The following is a 17,861-nucleotide window of genomic DNA, read 5'->3' on the forward strand; positions in this document are numbered from 1 at the left end:
TACCTTTTTCAATAGCGGGTATTAAATTGGTTTTATTTCTGGCACAGATTTCCCATGCTTTCTTGCGAATTTGAATTGATGTAAACTTGTTAAAATTAAAAATTATGAGAAAGATAGTATTCGCACTGTTAGTATTGCCTTTTTTTACAGCATGCAATCAAAAAGAATTAAAACAATTACGTGAGCAGAATGTTCAGCTTACTCAAATGGCTCAAGAAAAAGATTCTACTATTGATGATTTTGTTGAATCTTTTGATGTTATATCTGCTAATTTGGCTATTATAAAGGAGAAAGAAAACATTATTGCTGTGAGTGCAAATGAGAATCCAAGTATTGGGAAAAAAGAGCAAATCGTTACTGATTTAGGTCTGGTTCGTGATTTGTTGGAAGAGAACAAAGCAAAATTGGAAAGCTTAGATAAAAAGTTGAATAATAGCTGGTATCAAAATTCAAAACTAAATAAATTAGTTGCTGGTTTAAAAGCACAACTGGAAGAAAAAGATATTTCAATTAATGCTTTATCGGATCAAATTGCTCAGCTTAACGTTAAAGTAGATGATTTGAATGGTCAGGTTACTGATTTAAATGGTACAGTGGTTGCCTTAAATACAGAGAACGACAACAAAGCGAAAACAATTGCAGAACAAACAACAAGTCTAAATACAGCACATTATGTAATTGGCGACATTAAAGAGCTGAAATTGAAGCAGGTGGTAACAAGTACTGGTGGTCTTTTAGGAATTGGAGCAACCAATAAGTTAAACCAGAAAATTAATCCGGAAAATTTTAATGATATTGATATTACTCAGACAATTACAATTCCTGTATCTGGAAAAAAAGTTAGTTTAGTAACTTCTCATCCTAGCGATTCTTACCGTTTCGAAGGTACTGATAAAGAAATTGAAGCAATCACAATTTTAGATCCGAATGAGTTTTGGAAAGCATCAAAATATTTAGTAGTTGCAGTGAAATAATATAAACAAAACAGTTTGGTTTTAAGCACCTCAGTTCGGGGTGCTTTTTTTATGCAGTAAAAGTTAGATGAATCAATACTGTTTTTGCTTAATTCAAGAGTTTAAATTATTTATTTGGGAATAGCTTACTGTTGTATATTCTTGATACGACTAATAATATTATTGCAATTGTAGCCATTCCAAATTGTCCGTCGGCAACAATGATGTGAGCGACAAAAGCCAAAACGAAATCAAAGAAAAATCCGGCGTAAGCCCATTCTTTTAATAATTTTGATTTATTTGACCATATGGCCACTAATCCTAAAATTTTTGCAATAGCTAAGGGCTAAATTACGAAGCTTGGAAATCCAAGAAAGGTAAAAGTTTGATTCACCATTTCGTATTTCATAAAATACATACTTGCCGACATAAGCATTAGTGCAGATAATAAGCCTGTTGCAATCCAATAAATTATTTTATCTCTTTTTTTCATTTCGTACGAATTTTAAATGGAAGGTTTAATTTTCTTATATAAGTACAGGAAAAGTTAGTTCTTTTTATTTAAATATGCGCATAGGTCCGTGGTCTGACTTATAGTGTTATTAGGTAGTATATTTTCTATTGGTTATTTCTGAATATTGTTTAACAAGTAACTAATTCTACATATTCTTAGAACAAGTAATTAGCAGCCACAAAGGTGTGACCAACGAATGAGTGGTGAATAAATTTCGAGAGAAATAAAAATAGCAGTGAAAGCCTTATTAAAATTGAATTTTAGTAAAATTTAAGTGTCAATCGTGTGGTATTTATTTCAGATTTACTCAAAGTGATTATCTTTGCCGCTCACATAAATAAATGAGATGATTAGTGTAGATGCTTTAGCGGTAGAATTTGGAGGAACCACTTTGTTTAAGGATATATCTTTTGTGATAAATGAAAAGGATAGAATTGCTTTAATGGGAAAAAACGGAGCTGGGAAATCAACTCTTTTAAAAATCATTGCAGGAGCCGAGAGTCCTTCTCGTGGAAGGGTTTCAAGTCCTAAAGATAAAGTGATTGCTTATTTGCCTCAGCATTTAATGACAGATAATACTCGTACGGTATTTGAGGAAACAGCTCAAGCTTTTGCTGCTATTTTCGATATGGAGAAGCGGATAGAGGAAATGAATGTGGAATTGGGTACAAGAACAGATTTTGAATCGGAGAGCTACTATAAGTTGATTGAAGACGTTTCTGCTTTAAGTGAAATATATTATTCTATTGAAGAGATAAATTACGATTCGGAAGTGGAGAAAACCTTATTTGGTTTAGGCTTTGTTAGGGAAGACTTTACAAGACCAACAAGTGAGTTTAGTGGAGGATGGAGAATGAGAATCGAATTGGCGAAGATTCTTTTGCAGAAACCAGACTTAATTCTTTTGGATGAGCCGACTAATCATTTGGATATTGAATCGATTCAGTGGTTAGAGGATTTTTTGATAAATTCGGGAAAGGCGGTTGTTATTATTTCTCACGATAGGGCTTTTGTTGATAAAATTACGACTCGAACCATTGAAATTACAATGGGTAGAATTTATGATTACAAAGTAAATTACTCTCAATATTTAGAGCTTCGTAAAGAAAGAAGAGTTCATCAGCAAAAAGCATTTGAAGAACAGCAAAAAATGATTGCTGACAATCAGGTATTTATCGACAGATTTAAAGGGACTTATTCGAAAACATTGGCAGTTCAATCGCGTGTTAAAATGCTCGAAAAGTTAGAGATTGTTGAGGTCGATGAAGAAGATAACTCAGCACTTCGATTAAAATTCCCGCCATCGCCACGTTCCGGAAATTATCCGGTAATAGCGGAAGATGTGGAAAAAATATATGGTGATCATACTGTGTTTTCAGGAGTGAATTTTACAATTCAAAGAGGAGAGAAGCTTGCTTTTGTTGGGAAAAATGGAGAAGGGAAATCTACTTTGGTAAAAGCCATTATGCAGGAAATTGAGCATGGTGGTACTTTAACCCTTGGGCACAACACAATGATTGGCTACTTTGCTCAAAATCAGGCTTCTTTAATGGATGAGAATCTGACCGTTTTTCAAACTATTGATGATATTGCAAAAGGAGATATTCGAACAAAAATTAAAGATATTTTAGGTGCTTTTATGTTCGGAGGCGACAATTCTACCAAGAAGGTGAAAGTGCTGTCGGGTGGAGAAAAAACCCGATTGGCAATGATTAAATTGTTGTTAGAACCAGTGAATTTGTTGATTCTTGATGAGCCAACGAATCATTTGGATATGAAAACCAAAGATATTTTAAAAGCGGCATTGAAAGAATTTGATGGCACTATAATTCTGGTTTCTCACGATCGTGATTTTCTGGATGGTTTGGCAGAGAAAGTTTATGAGTTTGGAAACAAGAAAGTGAAGGAACATTTAGGTGATATTTATTCTTTCTTGGGGAAGAAGAAAATGGAAAATTTAAATGAACTGGAGCGAAAGAATTAAAATATAAAAATATACCAAAAGCGACGCAATTGAATTTAATTGCGTCGCTTTTTTTGGGAATGTATTTTTTTTAAAGATCTTCATCTACTGATTTAACCACGAAATTACCTTCTCGCTATTTGGTTTTTCTTTTGGGGAAAGTACATCAACTAGTTTTCCATTTTCGTCAATCAGGTATTTCTGAAAATTCCATTTTATTTTAGAATCCATCACTTTATTCTTCGATTTTTGTGTTAGCCAACTGTAAATAGGATCAATATCACTTCCTTTTACCGATATTTTGGACATCATTGGAAAGCTGATACCATAATTTTTCGTGCAAAATTCTTTTATTTCTTCATCAGATCCTGGTTCTTGCCAAAGAAAATTATTGGCAGGAAAGCCTACAATAACAAAGTTTTTATCCTGATATTCTTGGTATAAGGCTTCTAATAATTCGTACTGAGGAGTCAATCCGCATTTGGATGCAGTATTCACAATCATAATTTTTTTTCCTTTTAAATCAGCAAAATTAAACTCCGAACCATCAATAGATGTAACTGTAAACTGATGAATGCTTTCTTGAGCAAAGCTTATAAAACAAGTGGAGAGAAGGAGAATTCCTATTGTAATTATTTTTCGCATACTTATGTGTTTTTAGTTATTGAAACAACAATTTAATTCCTTTTTTGTTCGGAAGCAAGGGGCAGAATTTTGAATGTGTTTTCCATTTTTTAGGATACAAAAAAAGCAACCAGTTGGTTGCTCTTTCTCCTTCAAATATTTTGTGAGTTTAGAATTTCTCATCGTATTTGGTCCAAAGACCATCTCCAATTTCCCAAGCCTTTTCCACTACTTCGTTTCCAAGTTGAATGCTTCGTTGGGTAAGAAATTCTACTCTTTTTTTCTTGCTTAAACTCATAAATTGCTCATCAATTTTTGCTTGCTCTTCAAAATAGCTTTTTTGTAAGGGAACAAACACTTTGTCGATATCATGACGCATATCGCCCCATCGTTGTGCAGATAAGGTTCCTAGTCGGTTAAAAGCCCACCATGCAGAAGTGCGGGAGTAGCCTAACCTGCGTGCTTTTACTTTATAACTTTCGGCCAAATCGGTAGTGCCTGCATAAACGGGAATGTAAATGGATGTGGCAACATTATCTTGAGCCAACCATACAATTCCTCCTACTTCATCGGGCAACCAATCGCGACATTGAATAATTGTAGCATACATGGTGTACCAACGAGCAATAGTTCTTTCTCCCAGCTCATCCCATCCGCCATTTACACCAAACAATTTATTCATATCGTAAGGCATAAAAGGATTTGCAAATGGAGAGATTACTTCATTTCCGTCCTTATCTGCTTGTTTAATGTTTTTAACGAAGTTGTAGGGAGTTCCTTCGTAGTAATCTTTAAAGATTTCTACTAATTTGTCCATGGTCACTTTTTCATCCGGTTTTACCGAAAAAGGATAATCCTTATCATTGGCATCCAATTGTAAAGAAGGAGCGAGCATGGAGAGAACTCGCCATTCTCTTCTGCGCGAAGCAATAGACAATCTACTTTCTGGTGCGTAAGCATAATTCCAACGGAAAGTTTCGCCTTCTTTCCACCACCCATTTTCTTTTGCAACATCAAAAATATTTTCCGATGCCATAAAATTATTTGTGTCTTCCAGATTAATCTCTTTAATAGTGCTGGCATTGGCATTTACAGAAATGTGATTGTCTGGCACTCTTTGAGCAACCCAAACTGCTCCAACTTTTCCTTTACCAGGACCAACAACCTCAAAATGCCAAACTTCTTTTTTATCAGCAATAGTAAGACACTCGCCATAATCGCGCCAGCCGTACTTTTTTAGTAAATCGTCAGCCAAACCAATTGCTTCACGGGCCGAAGAACATCTTTCCAGCATTAATTGTTGCAAACGCTGACAATCGATTAAACATTCGGTGGAGAAAAGCTCTTCGTGTCCTCCAAAAGTAGATTCGCCAATAGCCAGTTGCTTTTCGTTAATACAAGGGTAGGCGGTATTTAGGAATTGGTAGGTTTTTTCTATCTGATCAATTTCTCCGATTTTTTTATGCTGATAAGTTGGCATTGCCAAACTATCATATGCAGAGCGTTCAAACAACTCAAATTTACTTCCTTTTTCATGTTTTTGCGCAGGAGCTACTTCCATCCAAGCTCGTGTGCGGTGACTATCATCGGTATGAGAGGTAATAACAGATCCGTCAATTGTTGCCATTTTTCCTGCTGTTATGGTGGTGCAACCTTCTGGAACTCCGTTCTTCCAATCTGATTTGTCCTGAGCAATGGCTGTGAATGAAATAGACGCCATTAAAATGAACAGGCTCATTTTAAATTGTTTCTTCATTAGTTAGTGGTTGGTTATTTTGACTTGTGTGCTGTTTATTGCTAGCTTATTTAGCGCCTTTTACTAAAAAGATGCCCGAATCTTCAATGGTAATTAGTTTTTGTTTGTAAAGTAAACCAATGGCTTTTTTGAAGTTTTTTTTGCTCATATTTAAAAGGTGGTAAATATCTTCGGGAGAGCTTTTATCATTTAAAGGAAGAAAACCATCCTCTTTTTTTAATTGAGATAGAATTTGTTCTCCAGAATCTGGAATTTTATTTTCGTAACCTTGTTTTTGCAAACAAACGTCAATTTTTCCATCAGGCCGTATTTTCTTAATATATGCTTTGCGCACGTCTCCACAACGAATAGGTTCAAAAATTTCGTTCTGATACAGCATTCCTAAAGCATCGTTACTAATTAGAACCTGATAACCTAAATCATTTCTTCGTCCAACCAAAATTTCAATTTCATCGCCTTCGGCATAAGATGTTTCTACATCTCGAAGTACGTTTTCAATTTTTGCAGTTCCTACAATTCTTTCCGAAGCATTATCGAGGTATACAAATATTAGGTAGGAATAGCCAACCTGCATATTGTCTTTTTGCTCGCTAAAAGGAACAAACAAATCTTTAGCAATTCCCCAATCTAAAAAGGCACCTAAATTATTGACTGTTTTCACCTTTAGGTAAGCAAATTCGCCTACGGTAGCATAGGGAATAAGAGTTGTTGCAATAATTCGATTTTCCGAATCACGATAGATAAATACTTTAATAGTATCATCTAGTTGGGTTTTAGCTGGTACATACCTGGTTGGTAAAAGAATTAAAGATTCATCTTCACCCTGTAAATACACTCCAAAATCGACTATTTTAGCAACTTTTAATGATGCAAACTGACCAATCATACTCACAATATTATATTTTATCACTTTATCTGCACTGAATAAGAAATATTTACAGCTAAAAGTGTGGTTTTTACTACTCTAAATTTTAATAGGGTAAATGTAAGCATCTTTTTACGAAATATCCGATACCAGACTCATTTCCCGAATTTCGTGTCGAAATTGTTTCTCTCTAATTTTTCCTCTCCAAAGAGCGTTTAATTTCTCTTATTTGCAAAAAGAGAGTATGTTATAGAGCACGTTCGAATTTTTGTGGATTTTTATCTGGGTATTTAAGCTTATGTAATAATTAACAGTAGTTTTTACTGGTTAAGTATGTTTCATTTTACAAACAAATATCTGTGGGTACTGGTTTTAGTGCACTTTTTGTGATTTGTTATGTTGAGATAGCAATTTTCGTTATCGATTGCAGTTTTGACTTGCTATTATTAAAGAAAAAAATCATTAATGCACTTGGGTGTAAACACCCATAAAATAGGGTATTGTACAACATGCGACTAATAATACAGAAAAATTTCTCCAATGGAAAATTGTTTTTATTTTTGATGCAGAATTAAATCACATTGATTCGATTCCAATTTTAAGCAAGTCTCTCGAGCAATAGTTGGGAATAAAAAATAAACAAGTCAGGGTATGAAAAAAAGGAAGTTATTAGTTAGAGATCTTACATTAAGAGATGGTCAGCAATCTCTTTTTGCTACAAGAATGCCACAGGCAGAAATTGAAAAAGTGTTGCATCTGTATAAAAAAGCCAACTTCTACGCAATGGAAGTATGGGGTGGTGCAGTTCCTGATTCAGTAATGCGATACCTTAATGAAGATCCATGGTATCGTTTGGAGTCGATCAAAAAAGAAATAGGCGATGTTTCCAAACTTACCGCTCTATCTCGTGGTCGTAACCTTTTTGGATATAGTCCATACCCAGAACAAGTAATCGAAGATTTCAATACTCAGGCAGTTAAGTCTGGATTGGGTATTATGCGTATTTTCGACTGTTTGAATGATATTGAAAACATGAAGTCTACTATTAAGTATGTGAAAGCTGCTGGTGGTATTGCTGATTGTGCTGTATGTTTTACAGTGGATTCAAAATTTCCTACTAAGAAAGAAGATTTGGAAAGATTAACAGTGAAAAATCTTCCGGATCAAATTTTTGATTTAAACTACTTCGTAGATATGGCGAAGAAGTTAGAAGCTTTGGGTGCCGATATGATTTCATTGAAAGATATGGCTGGATTGGCTTCTCCTTCATTTGCAGGGCAAATTATTCGTCGATTTAAAGAAGAATTAAATATTCCTGTAGATTTCCATTCACATTCTACACCAGGATACGGATTAGCATCTGCTCTTTCGGCAATTGTAAATGGAGTGGATATCATCGATACGAATATCATGAACTTTGCTGGAGGTTCTGCAGCACCTGCTTACGAATTGATCTATATTTTCTGTCAGAAAATGGGCATTGAATTAGATGGTGATGCAAAAACAGTTGTTGAAATCAATAAAATTCTGAAAGAGATTCGTTTGAATGCTTTGGCTGATGTAGATAGTTATAAGCAATATCCAATCGAATTTGATATTACAAAAGATAAATTGCCAGCTAACATCGATCAGTTATTCGATGATGCAATTAAGTATGCGAACGCCGATCAGGAAGCAGAACTACTTGTTGCATGTCACGCAATTGAAGCATATTTTAATTTCCCAGCTCCTAACGAAATGGTTAAGAATGCGGAAATTCCTGGAGGTATGTATACCAACATGCTTAACCAGTTGAAAGCTTTAGGTTTGGAAACCCTGCTTGAGAGAGTGTTAGAAGTGGTACCGGTGGTTCGTTTGGACGCTGGCTGTCCGCCATTGGTAACCCCTTCTTCTCAAATTGTTGGTGTACAGGCTGTAAACTGTGTAATCGATGAGAACTCAGGTCGTCCGTTTTATACCAACGTATCCAACCAGTTCTTTAATTTGGTAAAAGGAGAATATGGAACAACTCCAATCGAGATTGCTCCTGAATTCCGTAAAAAAATTACTGGAAAAGCAGAACGAGTAGCTTACGATGTAGATGCTTATGTATCTCCTGAAAATCCAACATTGCCACAATTCGGAAACGTGAAATTGGCAAAGGATAACAAAGAATTTATGTTGTTGGAGTTATTCCCATTGGTAGCTAAAGGGTACCTGGAAGGAAAACGTAAAGCAGAATTCGAAGCTCAACGAGAAGTAAACCGTAAGAAAATTGCCGCTGAAAGAGCTGCTGTTAAACGTACCGGTAAACTAAAGATTCGTGACCTTACCCTTCGTGATGGTCAGCAGTCCTTGTTTGCTACACGTGTTCCTCAGGCCGAAATTGAAAAAGTGCTTCCAATGTATAAGGATGCTAACTTTTACGCAATGGAAGTATGGGGTGGTGCAATTCCCGATTCAGTAATGCGTTACCTGAACGAGGATCCATGGTTCCGTTTAGAGTCTATTAAAGAAGTAATTGGCGATGTTTCTCACCTAACAGCTCTATCTCGTGGTAGAAACTTGTTTGGTTATTCTCCATATCCTGAATCAGTAATCGAAGGTTTCAATAGAAATGCAGTAAAATCCGGTTTGGGTATCATGCGTATCTTCGATTGTTTGAATGATGTGAAGAACATGGAAACAACCATTAAGTATATGAAAGAGGCAGGCGGTATTGCCGACTGTGCTGTTTGTTATACTGTTGATCCTAAATTTACAGGAAAACAAAGATGGAAAGCATTGCTGTCCGGAAAGAGATTGCCTAAGAAGATTTTTGATGTAGATTACTTCTTGAACAAAGCAAAACAAATGGAAGCTTTGGGCGCTGATATGATTACCGTGAAGGATATGGCTGGATTAATTCCACCATCATTGTCGGGTAAGATTGTTAGAAGAATGAAAAGTGAATTGAATGTACCAATCGATTTCCATACTCACTGTACTCCAGGTTACGGATTAGGTGCTGTTTTAATGGCAATTGTAAATGGTGTTGATATTGTAGATACAAACATTCTGAACTTTGCAGGAGGACCAGCTGCTCCAGCTTTCGAAATTATTCAGATTTTTGCCGATAAATTAGGCTTGGATACTGGCGTAAATTTAGATGCTGTTGTTAAAATTAATGCTGAATTAAAGGGTATTCGTAACCGAATTGCAGAATTCGATTCGTACAAAATGTTCCCATTAGAATTCGACATTACTGCTGATTACCTTCCAAAAGAGATTGATGCATTGTTCGATAAAGCAATTGTATTAGCAAAAGCTGATAAAGAAGAAGAATTATTAGAGGTTTGTAACGCTATCGATAAATTCTTCAACTTCCCGGCACCAAACGAAGAAGTGAAAGCTGCTGAAATTCCAGGTGGTATGTATACCAACATGTTGGCTCAGTTAAAAGGATTAGGTTTGGAAGATTTATTGCCAACCGTACTATTGAAAGTTCCAGAAGTACGTGTTGCTGCAGGTTGTCCTCCATTGGTTACTCCATCATCGCAAATTATTGGTGTGCAAGCTGTAAATTACGTTTTGGATGTGAATAGCGGTAAAGCTCCATATACAAACGTAAACAACCAATTCTTTAATCTTGTGAAAGGGGAATATGGCGAAACTCCAATCGAGATCGATCCAGAGTACCGTCAGAAGATTTGTGGACAGCGCGAAGCTACTGCTTTTGATGTAAGCAAATACAAATCACCAGAAAATCCTATTTTGGAAGAGTTTGGTGGTGTTAAGCTTGCCGAAAACGAGAAAGAAATGTTACTATTGGAATTATTCCCAACTGTTGCAGGTCCTTTCCTTAAAAATCGGAAAGCAGATGCTTACTACGCAAAAGTAGAAGCTGAAGAAAACGAAAAACAAAGAATCATCGACGAGAAAAAAGCAGCTTATAAGGCAATTCCTGCCGAAGAAAAGCAAGCTATGCTGCTTAGAGGATTATATAGTTTGGGTGGAACTTCTAAGGAAGCTACTGGCGAGATTACTCAACCAGAAGAAAAGGAGTCTCGTTTGGATATCAAAACAAAAGAAATGCTTACCAGGATGAAACCTAAAAGCAAATTAGTAGGATAAAGTTTTCTCTTTATATACGCAACCTTAAAAAGTGCTGCTCTTCGGAGTGGCACTTTTTTTATTTCTAGACCATTAAAGGTATCAAGGCCGTATTTTTTAATTTACAATTATGTGTGTAGATGTTAAATAGGTTTTGTTATATTCCTTTAGATTCGGGCTTACAAGTAACTTTGTAATGCTCAAGCCGTATAGAATTAGAGGTTAATATCAGCAAAAAAACATAAGGAATTTATGCAGGATATTATTGAGATTTTAGTTGTGTTTTAGAGAATGAGAGGATGTTTAAGTTTGCATGCAAGAAATAAATTCTTTTCTATTTTGGAGGAGGTTTCAAAGCATTCTTTTAAGCTAAGGAAGAAGATGCTGTTGTTGGGAAGTAAAGGCTGGATGAAAATGAGTAACTTTTCGTTGAAGACTAGAGTAGCTTAAAATAGTAATAGTTGTGTTTATAATATTTTTTTTAGAATGGATGAACTAAAGGAATTACGATCGAATATCTTGGAATTGTTGTACAAGGGAGAGTCCGAAGGGGTCATTCTAACTAAATTGGTAAAGCAGGGGCAACGGATTGTACCTGGTTCGCGTTGTGCCATTTTGCGTGTAGATGAATATGCACAACAGCTAATAATAGGTGCAGCTCCTGATTTGCCCGATTTATACCACCAAACATTAAATGGCCAACCCATTAAAATGGGTATTAGTCCCAGCAGTACGGTAGCGTTTAATGGAATGCGAGTAGTTGTGGACCACATTGATAATTATCATTATCTAAAAAAAATTCGAAAGGACGCTTCAAAAATAAATTTGTGTTCCTGCTGGGCCGAACCCATAAAAGATCCATCAGGAAAAGTACTTGGCGTTTTTGCGATTTATCATGGTAACGCTCATACTCCCGTTGCTGTTGATATTGAATTGATGACTGATTTGGCCAATTTAACCGCTATTGTTTTAGATCGCTATCGCATGATTACGCAATTGGAAGAAAGTGAAAAAAAGTATAAGATATTAGCCAATGCCAGTAACGAAGCCGTTTTTATTGTTGATATAGGAAAAATAATTGAAGCAAACCTTCGAGCCACAACTCTTACCGGATATTCATTGCAGGAATTATCGGGTATGCCAATTGAAAATTTCATACAGAAAGAGGGCGGGCAATATTGTAACTTTAATGATTCATTAGAAAATGAGTTCGAATTTGAAGGGGTAGGGACTCGTAAAGATGGGGCAAGCTTGGATCTTATGGTTCGCATTAAAAAATCGGTTTATAAAAGGAAAAATGTTTGTTTGCTTTCGGTTCGGGATATAACTCAGGCAAAATTGGAACAGCGCGAATTAAAAAAATTGTCGAAATCGGTTAATCAAAGTCCGGTATCTATCTTGATTACTAATTCCAATGGGGATATTGAGTATGTTAATCCAAAAATTGAAGAACTTACGGGCTATTCTTTCGACGAATTAAAAGGTAAAAATCCGCGTATTTTTGCCTCTGGATGCACCCCTTTGGATACCTATAAACAGATGTGGGATACCATTAAAACTGGGAATGATTGGCAGGGCGAATTACTGAATAAAAAGAAAAACGGAAAATTATTTTGGGAGCAGGTTACTCTTTCGGCTATCACCGATGATAGTGGTCAAATTCATAATTTTCTTGCTATTAAGGAAGATATTTCGGAGTTTAAGCGCTACGAGCAAATACAAAAGGTGATTCTTAATATTTCGAATGCGGCATCGGCCCGAAGCACGCTCGAAGAATTTATTCTATTCGTTAGAAAAGAATTGGGAAAACTGATTGACACCACCAATTTTTTTGTTGCCTTGTACAATGAGGAAAGTGAAATCTTTCATTTGCCGTGCATGAATGATCAGTTTGACTATTACGAATCCTTTCCCAAAAGGAAAACTATATCTGCTTGGGTGGTCGATCATCAAATTCCTCTTTTTGTGAATGCGCAGCAAATGAGAGAAATGGAAGTAAGGGGCGAGGTGGAAATTATTGGCAAAGCTTGTGAAATTTGGTTAGGGATGCCATTAAAAAATAAAAAGAAAGTAATTGGGGTTTTAGTAATTCAAAGCTACGATGATAAAGATGCTATTACCGAAAAAGATAAAGAAGTATTAGAGTTGGTGGCGCATCAGATTAGTACTTCTATAGAAAAAAAACGAGCCGAAGAGGAGTTAGTAATGGCTTTGCAACATGCAACCGAATCGGACCGCCTTAAGTCTGCTTTCTTGGCAACCATGTCGCATGAATTGCGCACCCCTTTAAATGCAATAATTGGTTTTTCCGAATTAGTAGATCGCAATACTACTAATGAAACGGCTATGGAATTTAGTCATATTATCAACCAAAGTGGTAACCATTTATTAAGAATTGTTGAGGATTTGTTCGAGATTTCGTTACTTCAAGCTGGTATGCTGAAGATTGATAAAAACGATTGTACGCTTATTGAGTGTTTTAATGAAATTGATAGGTTGGTTCGGATGGAACAAAAATTAATGAATAAGGAACATTTAGAGCTTATATTGACCATACCTGATACTGCGAACCATTGGATATTGAATACCGATAAACAGCGATTGGTTCAAGTCTTTCTTAATCTGATTAAAAATGCACTAAAGTTTACGGAGCGTGGACAAATTGAATATGGTATGTTGGAGTACAATAGGACGTCCGATTTGCCTCTTCAGTTCTTTGTGAAAGATACAGGTGTTGGTATTGCTGAGGATGTAAAGGAAATAATTTTTAGTATGTTTCGACAGGGCAATGAAGTAATTTTGCGAGTACATGAGGGTTGTGGAATCGGTTTGGCTATCTCAAAACGTTTGGTTGAATTGCTTGGTGGAGAAATTTGGGTAGAATCGAAAGTAGGCGAGGGCTCGGTGTTCTACTTTACACATCCGGCAACTATTCAATAGTGTACCATCTAAGTATTGTAATTCTATCAGTAGGGAAAGTTTACTATTATTATATCCATAAATTAACGACAAATTGTTCTCTTTTTTCTTTCTGCGTCAAGCGGATTTGTGTCTGCGTCAAAGGGAACGGCTTCTGCGTCAAGCGGATTTGTGTCTGTGTCAAAGGGAACGGCTTCTGCGTCAAGCGGATTTGTGTCTGCGTCACAGGGAACGGCTTCTGCGTCAAACAGAAACATATATTTTCTCTGCAGAATAGTAAAAGAAGGACACAGACAGCCATATTATTCGCACAGATTTTATCGGTGACAAGAAAGAAAGTGTTACTAGGCAGCAATGCCTTCCTATGTTTAAATAGGGGCATAAAAAAAGGGAACTTTTATAGAGTCCCCTTCGGCACAGCTGCAACGATAGTTTATTAATTAGTATGTAGTTAAAATTTAAACCTCGTTGTTGCTTAATGATTCCTGCTTGCTTTTACGATATTTTATCTGACGTTCGCGATGATATTTGCTGGCATATGCTTTCACTAATTTTTCATCTTTGCGGAATACAAATTTTCCATAACTGCGAATTTCGTCTACCAGCTCTTTGGTTAAGGTGAATGCCTTGTCGCGAATAATTTTAATTTCGTCGTCGTAGTACATTCTACCATTAATATCGCCCAATAAAGTCCCCATTCTGTCGGCTAATTCAGTGGCTCTGTCGCAGTGTGCCATATCAAAATTAATGGGGGTTAAAAGAGCTTCGTTTTCTTTTCCCAAGACTGCTAAAATTGCTAAATCTTGAATGGTATCGGGACGCGAATCGCCTTCTTTAATATCCCTAATTTTTTTTAGCAGATTTTCATCTTTACGAAAAGCAAAGTCCATGTGATCAATTAAAAATTCCCGCAATTCATACATTTCTGGCGATTCGGTATCCCAAGCTAGTATTGCTTTTTGTTTGTCGGAATCTTTGGCTTCCCAGTTCGATTGGGCGGTACGTAAAGCTCCCGTGTAGCCCATCAACAGGTTTAGCTTGTCGGGAACCAAACCGTAGGGGGTAAGCAAAGGCAAATCGATACTTGCACGAGTATGTAAGCTTTCAGCTTCATCTATAAATATTTTGTAGGGAACATCGCTGTACAGGATTTTATTATTGGGAACAGCGATAATTTCTTCCAATAAATTTAATAAGTTTTGTTGATCAGACATAAATCCAATTTTTAAAATGTTTGTATTATCTCCATCATCAATCCTACCGCACGTTTATTTATATGTTTTGTTGTGTAAGAGAATGTTTTTGTGATTATTAAAGCCTCATAGTTTAACAAAACAGATCGAATGTAGTGAAAATAAATGAAATACTAAAAACTTATATGTACTATTTTATCAAGGTGTAGGAAAGGTGTAAGTTTATCATAGTGAAAAGAGGATTGTAAATGATTATATTGAATGGGTGGAGCTTGAGTTTATCCTTTTTATAGTGTGCTGTTTTTAGAAAGAACGATTTCTTTTATCAGATAAAATAATTGGGATGTAGATTTTTTATGGTATTAGTAAAAAGAAGAGGGATGTAACTAATAAAAAACTGTAATTTAACTGGTAAGTTTTAGTACTCACGAAAGTGCTAAATTAAGTACAATGGGGTATTTGTAATCAATTTATAGAACTTATTTATTTAAAAATAAATGCTGCTTGAATGGCTTACAAATGCAGAAATATTGTATTTTAGGCTTATGAATGAACAGAACGCACTACGATCGAAGATATTAGACTTATTATATAGGGGAGAATCACGGCTTACAATTTTAAACGAAATTGTGAAGCAAGCTCAGGATATTGCTCATGGTTCCATCTGTTCTATTTTGTGTGTGGATGAGGAGGGAAAGTATTTGTTAGTAGGAGCGGCTCCCGATTTACCTGATTTTTATAATAATGCAGTACATGGATTACCGATTGGATATGGAATAGGTTCCTGTGGAACGGCGGCTTATACCGGTGCGAGGGTGATTGTTGAAGATATTGCTTCTCATCCTTATTGGAAGGATTTTAACAAGCTTGCCAAAGCAGCAAATTTAGGATCGTGCTGGTCGGAACCCATAAAAGATGCTTCGGGAAAGGTGTTAGGAACTTTTGCAATTTATCATCGAACTCCCAATGCTCCAAGCGTGGCAGATCTTGGGTTTATTGCAGAATTATCGGAAATAACAGCCATTGTGCTCGATCGGTTTGCAATAAATAAACGGCTCGAGGAAAGTGAAAATAAATATAGAATGCTGGCTAATGCTAGTAATGAAGCTATTTTTATTATTGCAAGTGATAAAATAGTGGAGGCAAATAAACGTGCTACAGAAGTAACTGGATATTCGGAAGCGGAATTGTCAGGCATGTCTATTTTTAAAATTATAGAAGAAAAATACTGGCATAGTCCCTATTCAACCGGACATGAAATATTTAAGGATAGGATTAGAGCGATAGGCATTGCTAAAGATGGTTCTGAACTGGATGTGGAAGTTCATATTGAATGTTCGGTTTTTAAAGGAAAACCAGCTTGTTTGCTTTCCATTCGTGATGTAAGCAACTATCTAAATTTGAAGACGGAATTACTTAAATTATCGCAATCTGTTATTCAGAGTCCTATTTCGGTAGTTGTTACCAACTATAAAGGGGATATTGAATACGTAAATCCTAAATTTAATGAGCTTACGGGTTATTCTTTAGAGGAGGTAGTGGGAAAAAACCCACGAATTTTAAGTTCAGGAAATAATAAAGCTGAATTGTATCGGTCGATGTGGGAAACCATTAAGTCGGGAAAAGAATGGCAAGGAGAATTTCAGAACAAGAAAAAATGCGGGGAGCTATTTTGGGAGTTTGCAAGCATATCATCGATAAAGGACGAAAGTGGTCAAATTATTAATTTTGTGGCGGTTAAAGAGGATATTACGGAGCGGAAACGACAGGAGCAAATTCAGAAAATTATATTGGATATTTCGAATGCAGTATTTTTACAAGGCACTCTATTCGAATTTATCGAGTTGATTCGAAACGAATTATCCGCCATTATCGATACTACCAACTTTTTTGTTGCTTTATATGATCAGGAAACTGAAATGTTTAGTTTGCCTTATCACGACGATCAACATGATTTATTTGACAAATTTCATAAAGGAAAAACACTTTCGGGATGGGTAGTAGATCATAACGAAGTCCTTATGGGAACGGTGGAACGCTTGGAGGAGCTAGAGGGGCTTGGCGAGGTTGTGTTAAGAGGAGAGCCATCAAAAATATGGCTGGGAATGCCTTTGCGAGGAAAAGAAAAGGTAATTGGTGTTTTGGTGATTCAAAGTTACGAACATGAAAATGCGGTTACCGAGAAGGATAAGGAGATGTTGGAACTTGTTTCGCATCAAATTAGTATCTCGATAGAGCAAAAACGATCGGAGCAGGAATTACAGAAAGCTTTGCACGATGCCACCGAATCGGATCGCTTAAAATCTGTTTTTTTAGCCACCATGTCGCATGAATTACGAACACCTTTAAATGCCGTAATTGGCTTTTCCGAATTGGTAAATAGTGAAACAGATATAGCTACTGCCGTGGAATTTTGCAAAATGATTAATCAGAGTGGGCAGAATCTTTTAAATATTGTTGAGGACTTGTTCGATATTAGTTTAATTCAATCGGGAGCTGTGAAAATAAAACAGGAAAATTGCAGTATCCTAAATTTGTTATATGAAATTGATGTTGTAATGAATGTGGAGAGAGAAGTGCTTGGAAAAGAGCATGTCGATTTGAAGTTAAACGTTCCGGATAAGTATTTGGCTCTTTCTATATTTACTGATCCTCATCGTTTTAAACAGGTTTTTTTGAATCTACTTAAAAATGCGCTTAAGTTTACGGAAAAAGGAAGCATCGAATATGGTATTTTGAATGCTGATTCGAACTCTGGAGAGTTGCTTCAGTTTTTTGTAAAAGATACAGGAATTGGAATCCCCGACGATATGAAAGAGAATATATTTGGAATGTTTCGACAGGCAAATGAGAGTTTGGCCAGAACCTATAATGGGGTAGGAATTGGTTTATCGATATCGAAGAGTTTAACCGAACTATTGGGTGGTAAAATTTGGGTAGAATCGCAAGTAGGCGAGGGTTCTACCTTTTATTTTACGCATCCAATAAAGTTCTGATTAATTG

The 17,861-nt window shown here is 36.1% G+C and carries 11 protein-coding genes; 5 read left to right on the forward strand and 6 right to left on the reverse strand.

The features are described 5' to 3' along the window. Positions 1-104 precede the first annotated feature (104 nt). Positions 105-974 carry a Cbp1 family collagen-binding glycoprotein adhesin gene (locus tag BZG02_RS16875; protein WP_101262927.1) on the forward strand — a complete coding sequence of 290 codons (870 nt, stop codon included), beginning with the start codon at positions 105-107 and terminating at the stop codon, positions 972-974. A 106-nt stretch (positions 975-1,080) separates the two neighbouring features. Here the strand turns inward: BZG02_RS16875 and BZG02_RS21055 are convergent, their stop codons facing one another. Beyond that, positions 1,081-1,290, reverse strand: coding sequence for a DoxX family protein (locus tag BZG02_RS21055; RefSeq protein WP_281253705.1), 210 nt, complete (start codon positions 1,288-1,290; stop codon positions 1,081-1,083). Positions 1,291-1,299: 9 nt separating this feature from the next. Continuing rightward, positions 1,300-1,446, reverse strand: coding sequence for a DoxX family protein (locus tag BZG02_RS21060; RefSeq protein ID WP_218972282.1), 147 nt, complete (start codon positions 1,444-1,446; stop codon positions 1,300-1,302). A 367-nt stretch (positions 1,447-1,813) separates the two neighbouring features. Between BZG02_RS21060 and BZG02_RS16885 the strand changes: the two genes are divergently transcribed. Beyond that, the gene (locus BZG02_RS16885; RefSeq protein ID WP_101262928.1) at positions 1,814-3,451 is read left to right on the forward strand and encodes an ABC-F family ATP-binding cassette domain-containing protein; all 1,638 of its coding nucleotides are present in this window, start codon (positions 1,814-1,816) and stop codon (positions 3,449-3,451) included. A gap of 84 nt (positions 3,452-3,535) precedes the next feature. Here BZG02_RS16885 and BZG02_RS16890 read toward each other — a convergent pair whose 3' ends face one another. The 3 genes from BZG02_RS16890 to BZG02_RS16900 all read right to left on the reverse strand — a co-directional run bounded on the left by BZG02_RS16890 (position 3,536) and on the right by BZG02_RS16900 (position 6,720). Continuing rightward, on the reverse strand, positions 3,536-4,075 hold the full coding sequence (locus BZG02_RS16890) for a glutathione peroxidase (RefSeq protein WP_101262929.1): 540 nt from the start codon (positions 4,073-4,075) through the stop codon (positions 3,536-3,538). Between the two features lie 148 nt (positions 4,076-4,223). Next, the gene (locus BZG02_RS16895; RefSeq protein ID WP_101262930.1) at positions 4,224-5,810 is read right to left on the reverse strand and encodes a dipeptidase; all 1,587 of its coding nucleotides are present in this window, start codon (positions 5,808-5,810) and stop codon (positions 4,224-4,226) included. Positions 5,811-5,856: 46 nt separating this feature from the next. Beyond that, positions 5,857-6,720: a CvfB family protein gene (locus BZG02_RS16900; protein ID WP_218972283.1), complete on the reverse strand. Its 864-nt coding sequence runs from the start codon at positions 6,718-6,720 to the stop codon at positions 5,857-5,859. A 606-nt stretch (positions 6,721-7,326) separates the two neighbouring features. Here BZG02_RS16900 and BZG02_RS21065 point away from each other — a divergent pair. Beyond that, the gene (locus BZG02_RS21065; RefSeq protein WP_218972284.1) at positions 7,327-10,767 is read left to right on the forward strand and encodes a hypothetical protein; all 3,441 of its coding nucleotides are present in this window, start codon (positions 7,327-7,329) and stop codon (positions 10,765-10,767) included. A gap of 465 nt (positions 10,768-11,232) precedes the next feature. Next, positions 11,233-13,686 carry a PAS domain S-box protein gene (locus BZG02_RS16910; RefSeq protein ID WP_101262932.1) on the forward strand — a complete coding sequence of 818 codons (2,454 nt, stop codon included), beginning with the start codon at positions 11,233-11,235 and terminating at the stop codon, positions 13,684-13,686. Positions 13,687-14,123: 437 nt separating this feature from the next. Here the strand turns inward: BZG02_RS16910 and BZG02_RS16915 are convergent, their stop codons facing one another. After that, positions 14,124-14,879: a hypothetical protein gene (locus BZG02_RS16915; protein WP_101262933.1), complete on the reverse strand. Its 756-nt coding sequence runs from the start codon at positions 14,877-14,879 to the stop codon at positions 14,124-14,126. A 524-nt stretch (positions 14,880-15,403) separates the two neighbouring features. On the opposite strand from BZG02_RS16915, the gene BZG02_RS16920 reads away from it, so the two are divergent. Next, positions 15,404-17,854, forward strand: coding sequence for a sensor histidine kinase (locus BZG02_RS16920; RefSeq protein ID WP_180335764.1), 2,451 nt, complete (start codon positions 15,404-15,406; stop codon positions 17,852-17,854). The last annotated feature ends 7 nt before the right edge of the window (positions 17,855-17,861 follow it).

The organism is Labilibaculum filiforme, assembly GCF_002843315.1.
GTDB classification, from domain to species: domain Bacteria; phylum Bacteroidota; class Bacteroidia; order Bacteroidales; family Marinifilaceae; genus Labilibaculum; species Labilibaculum filiforme.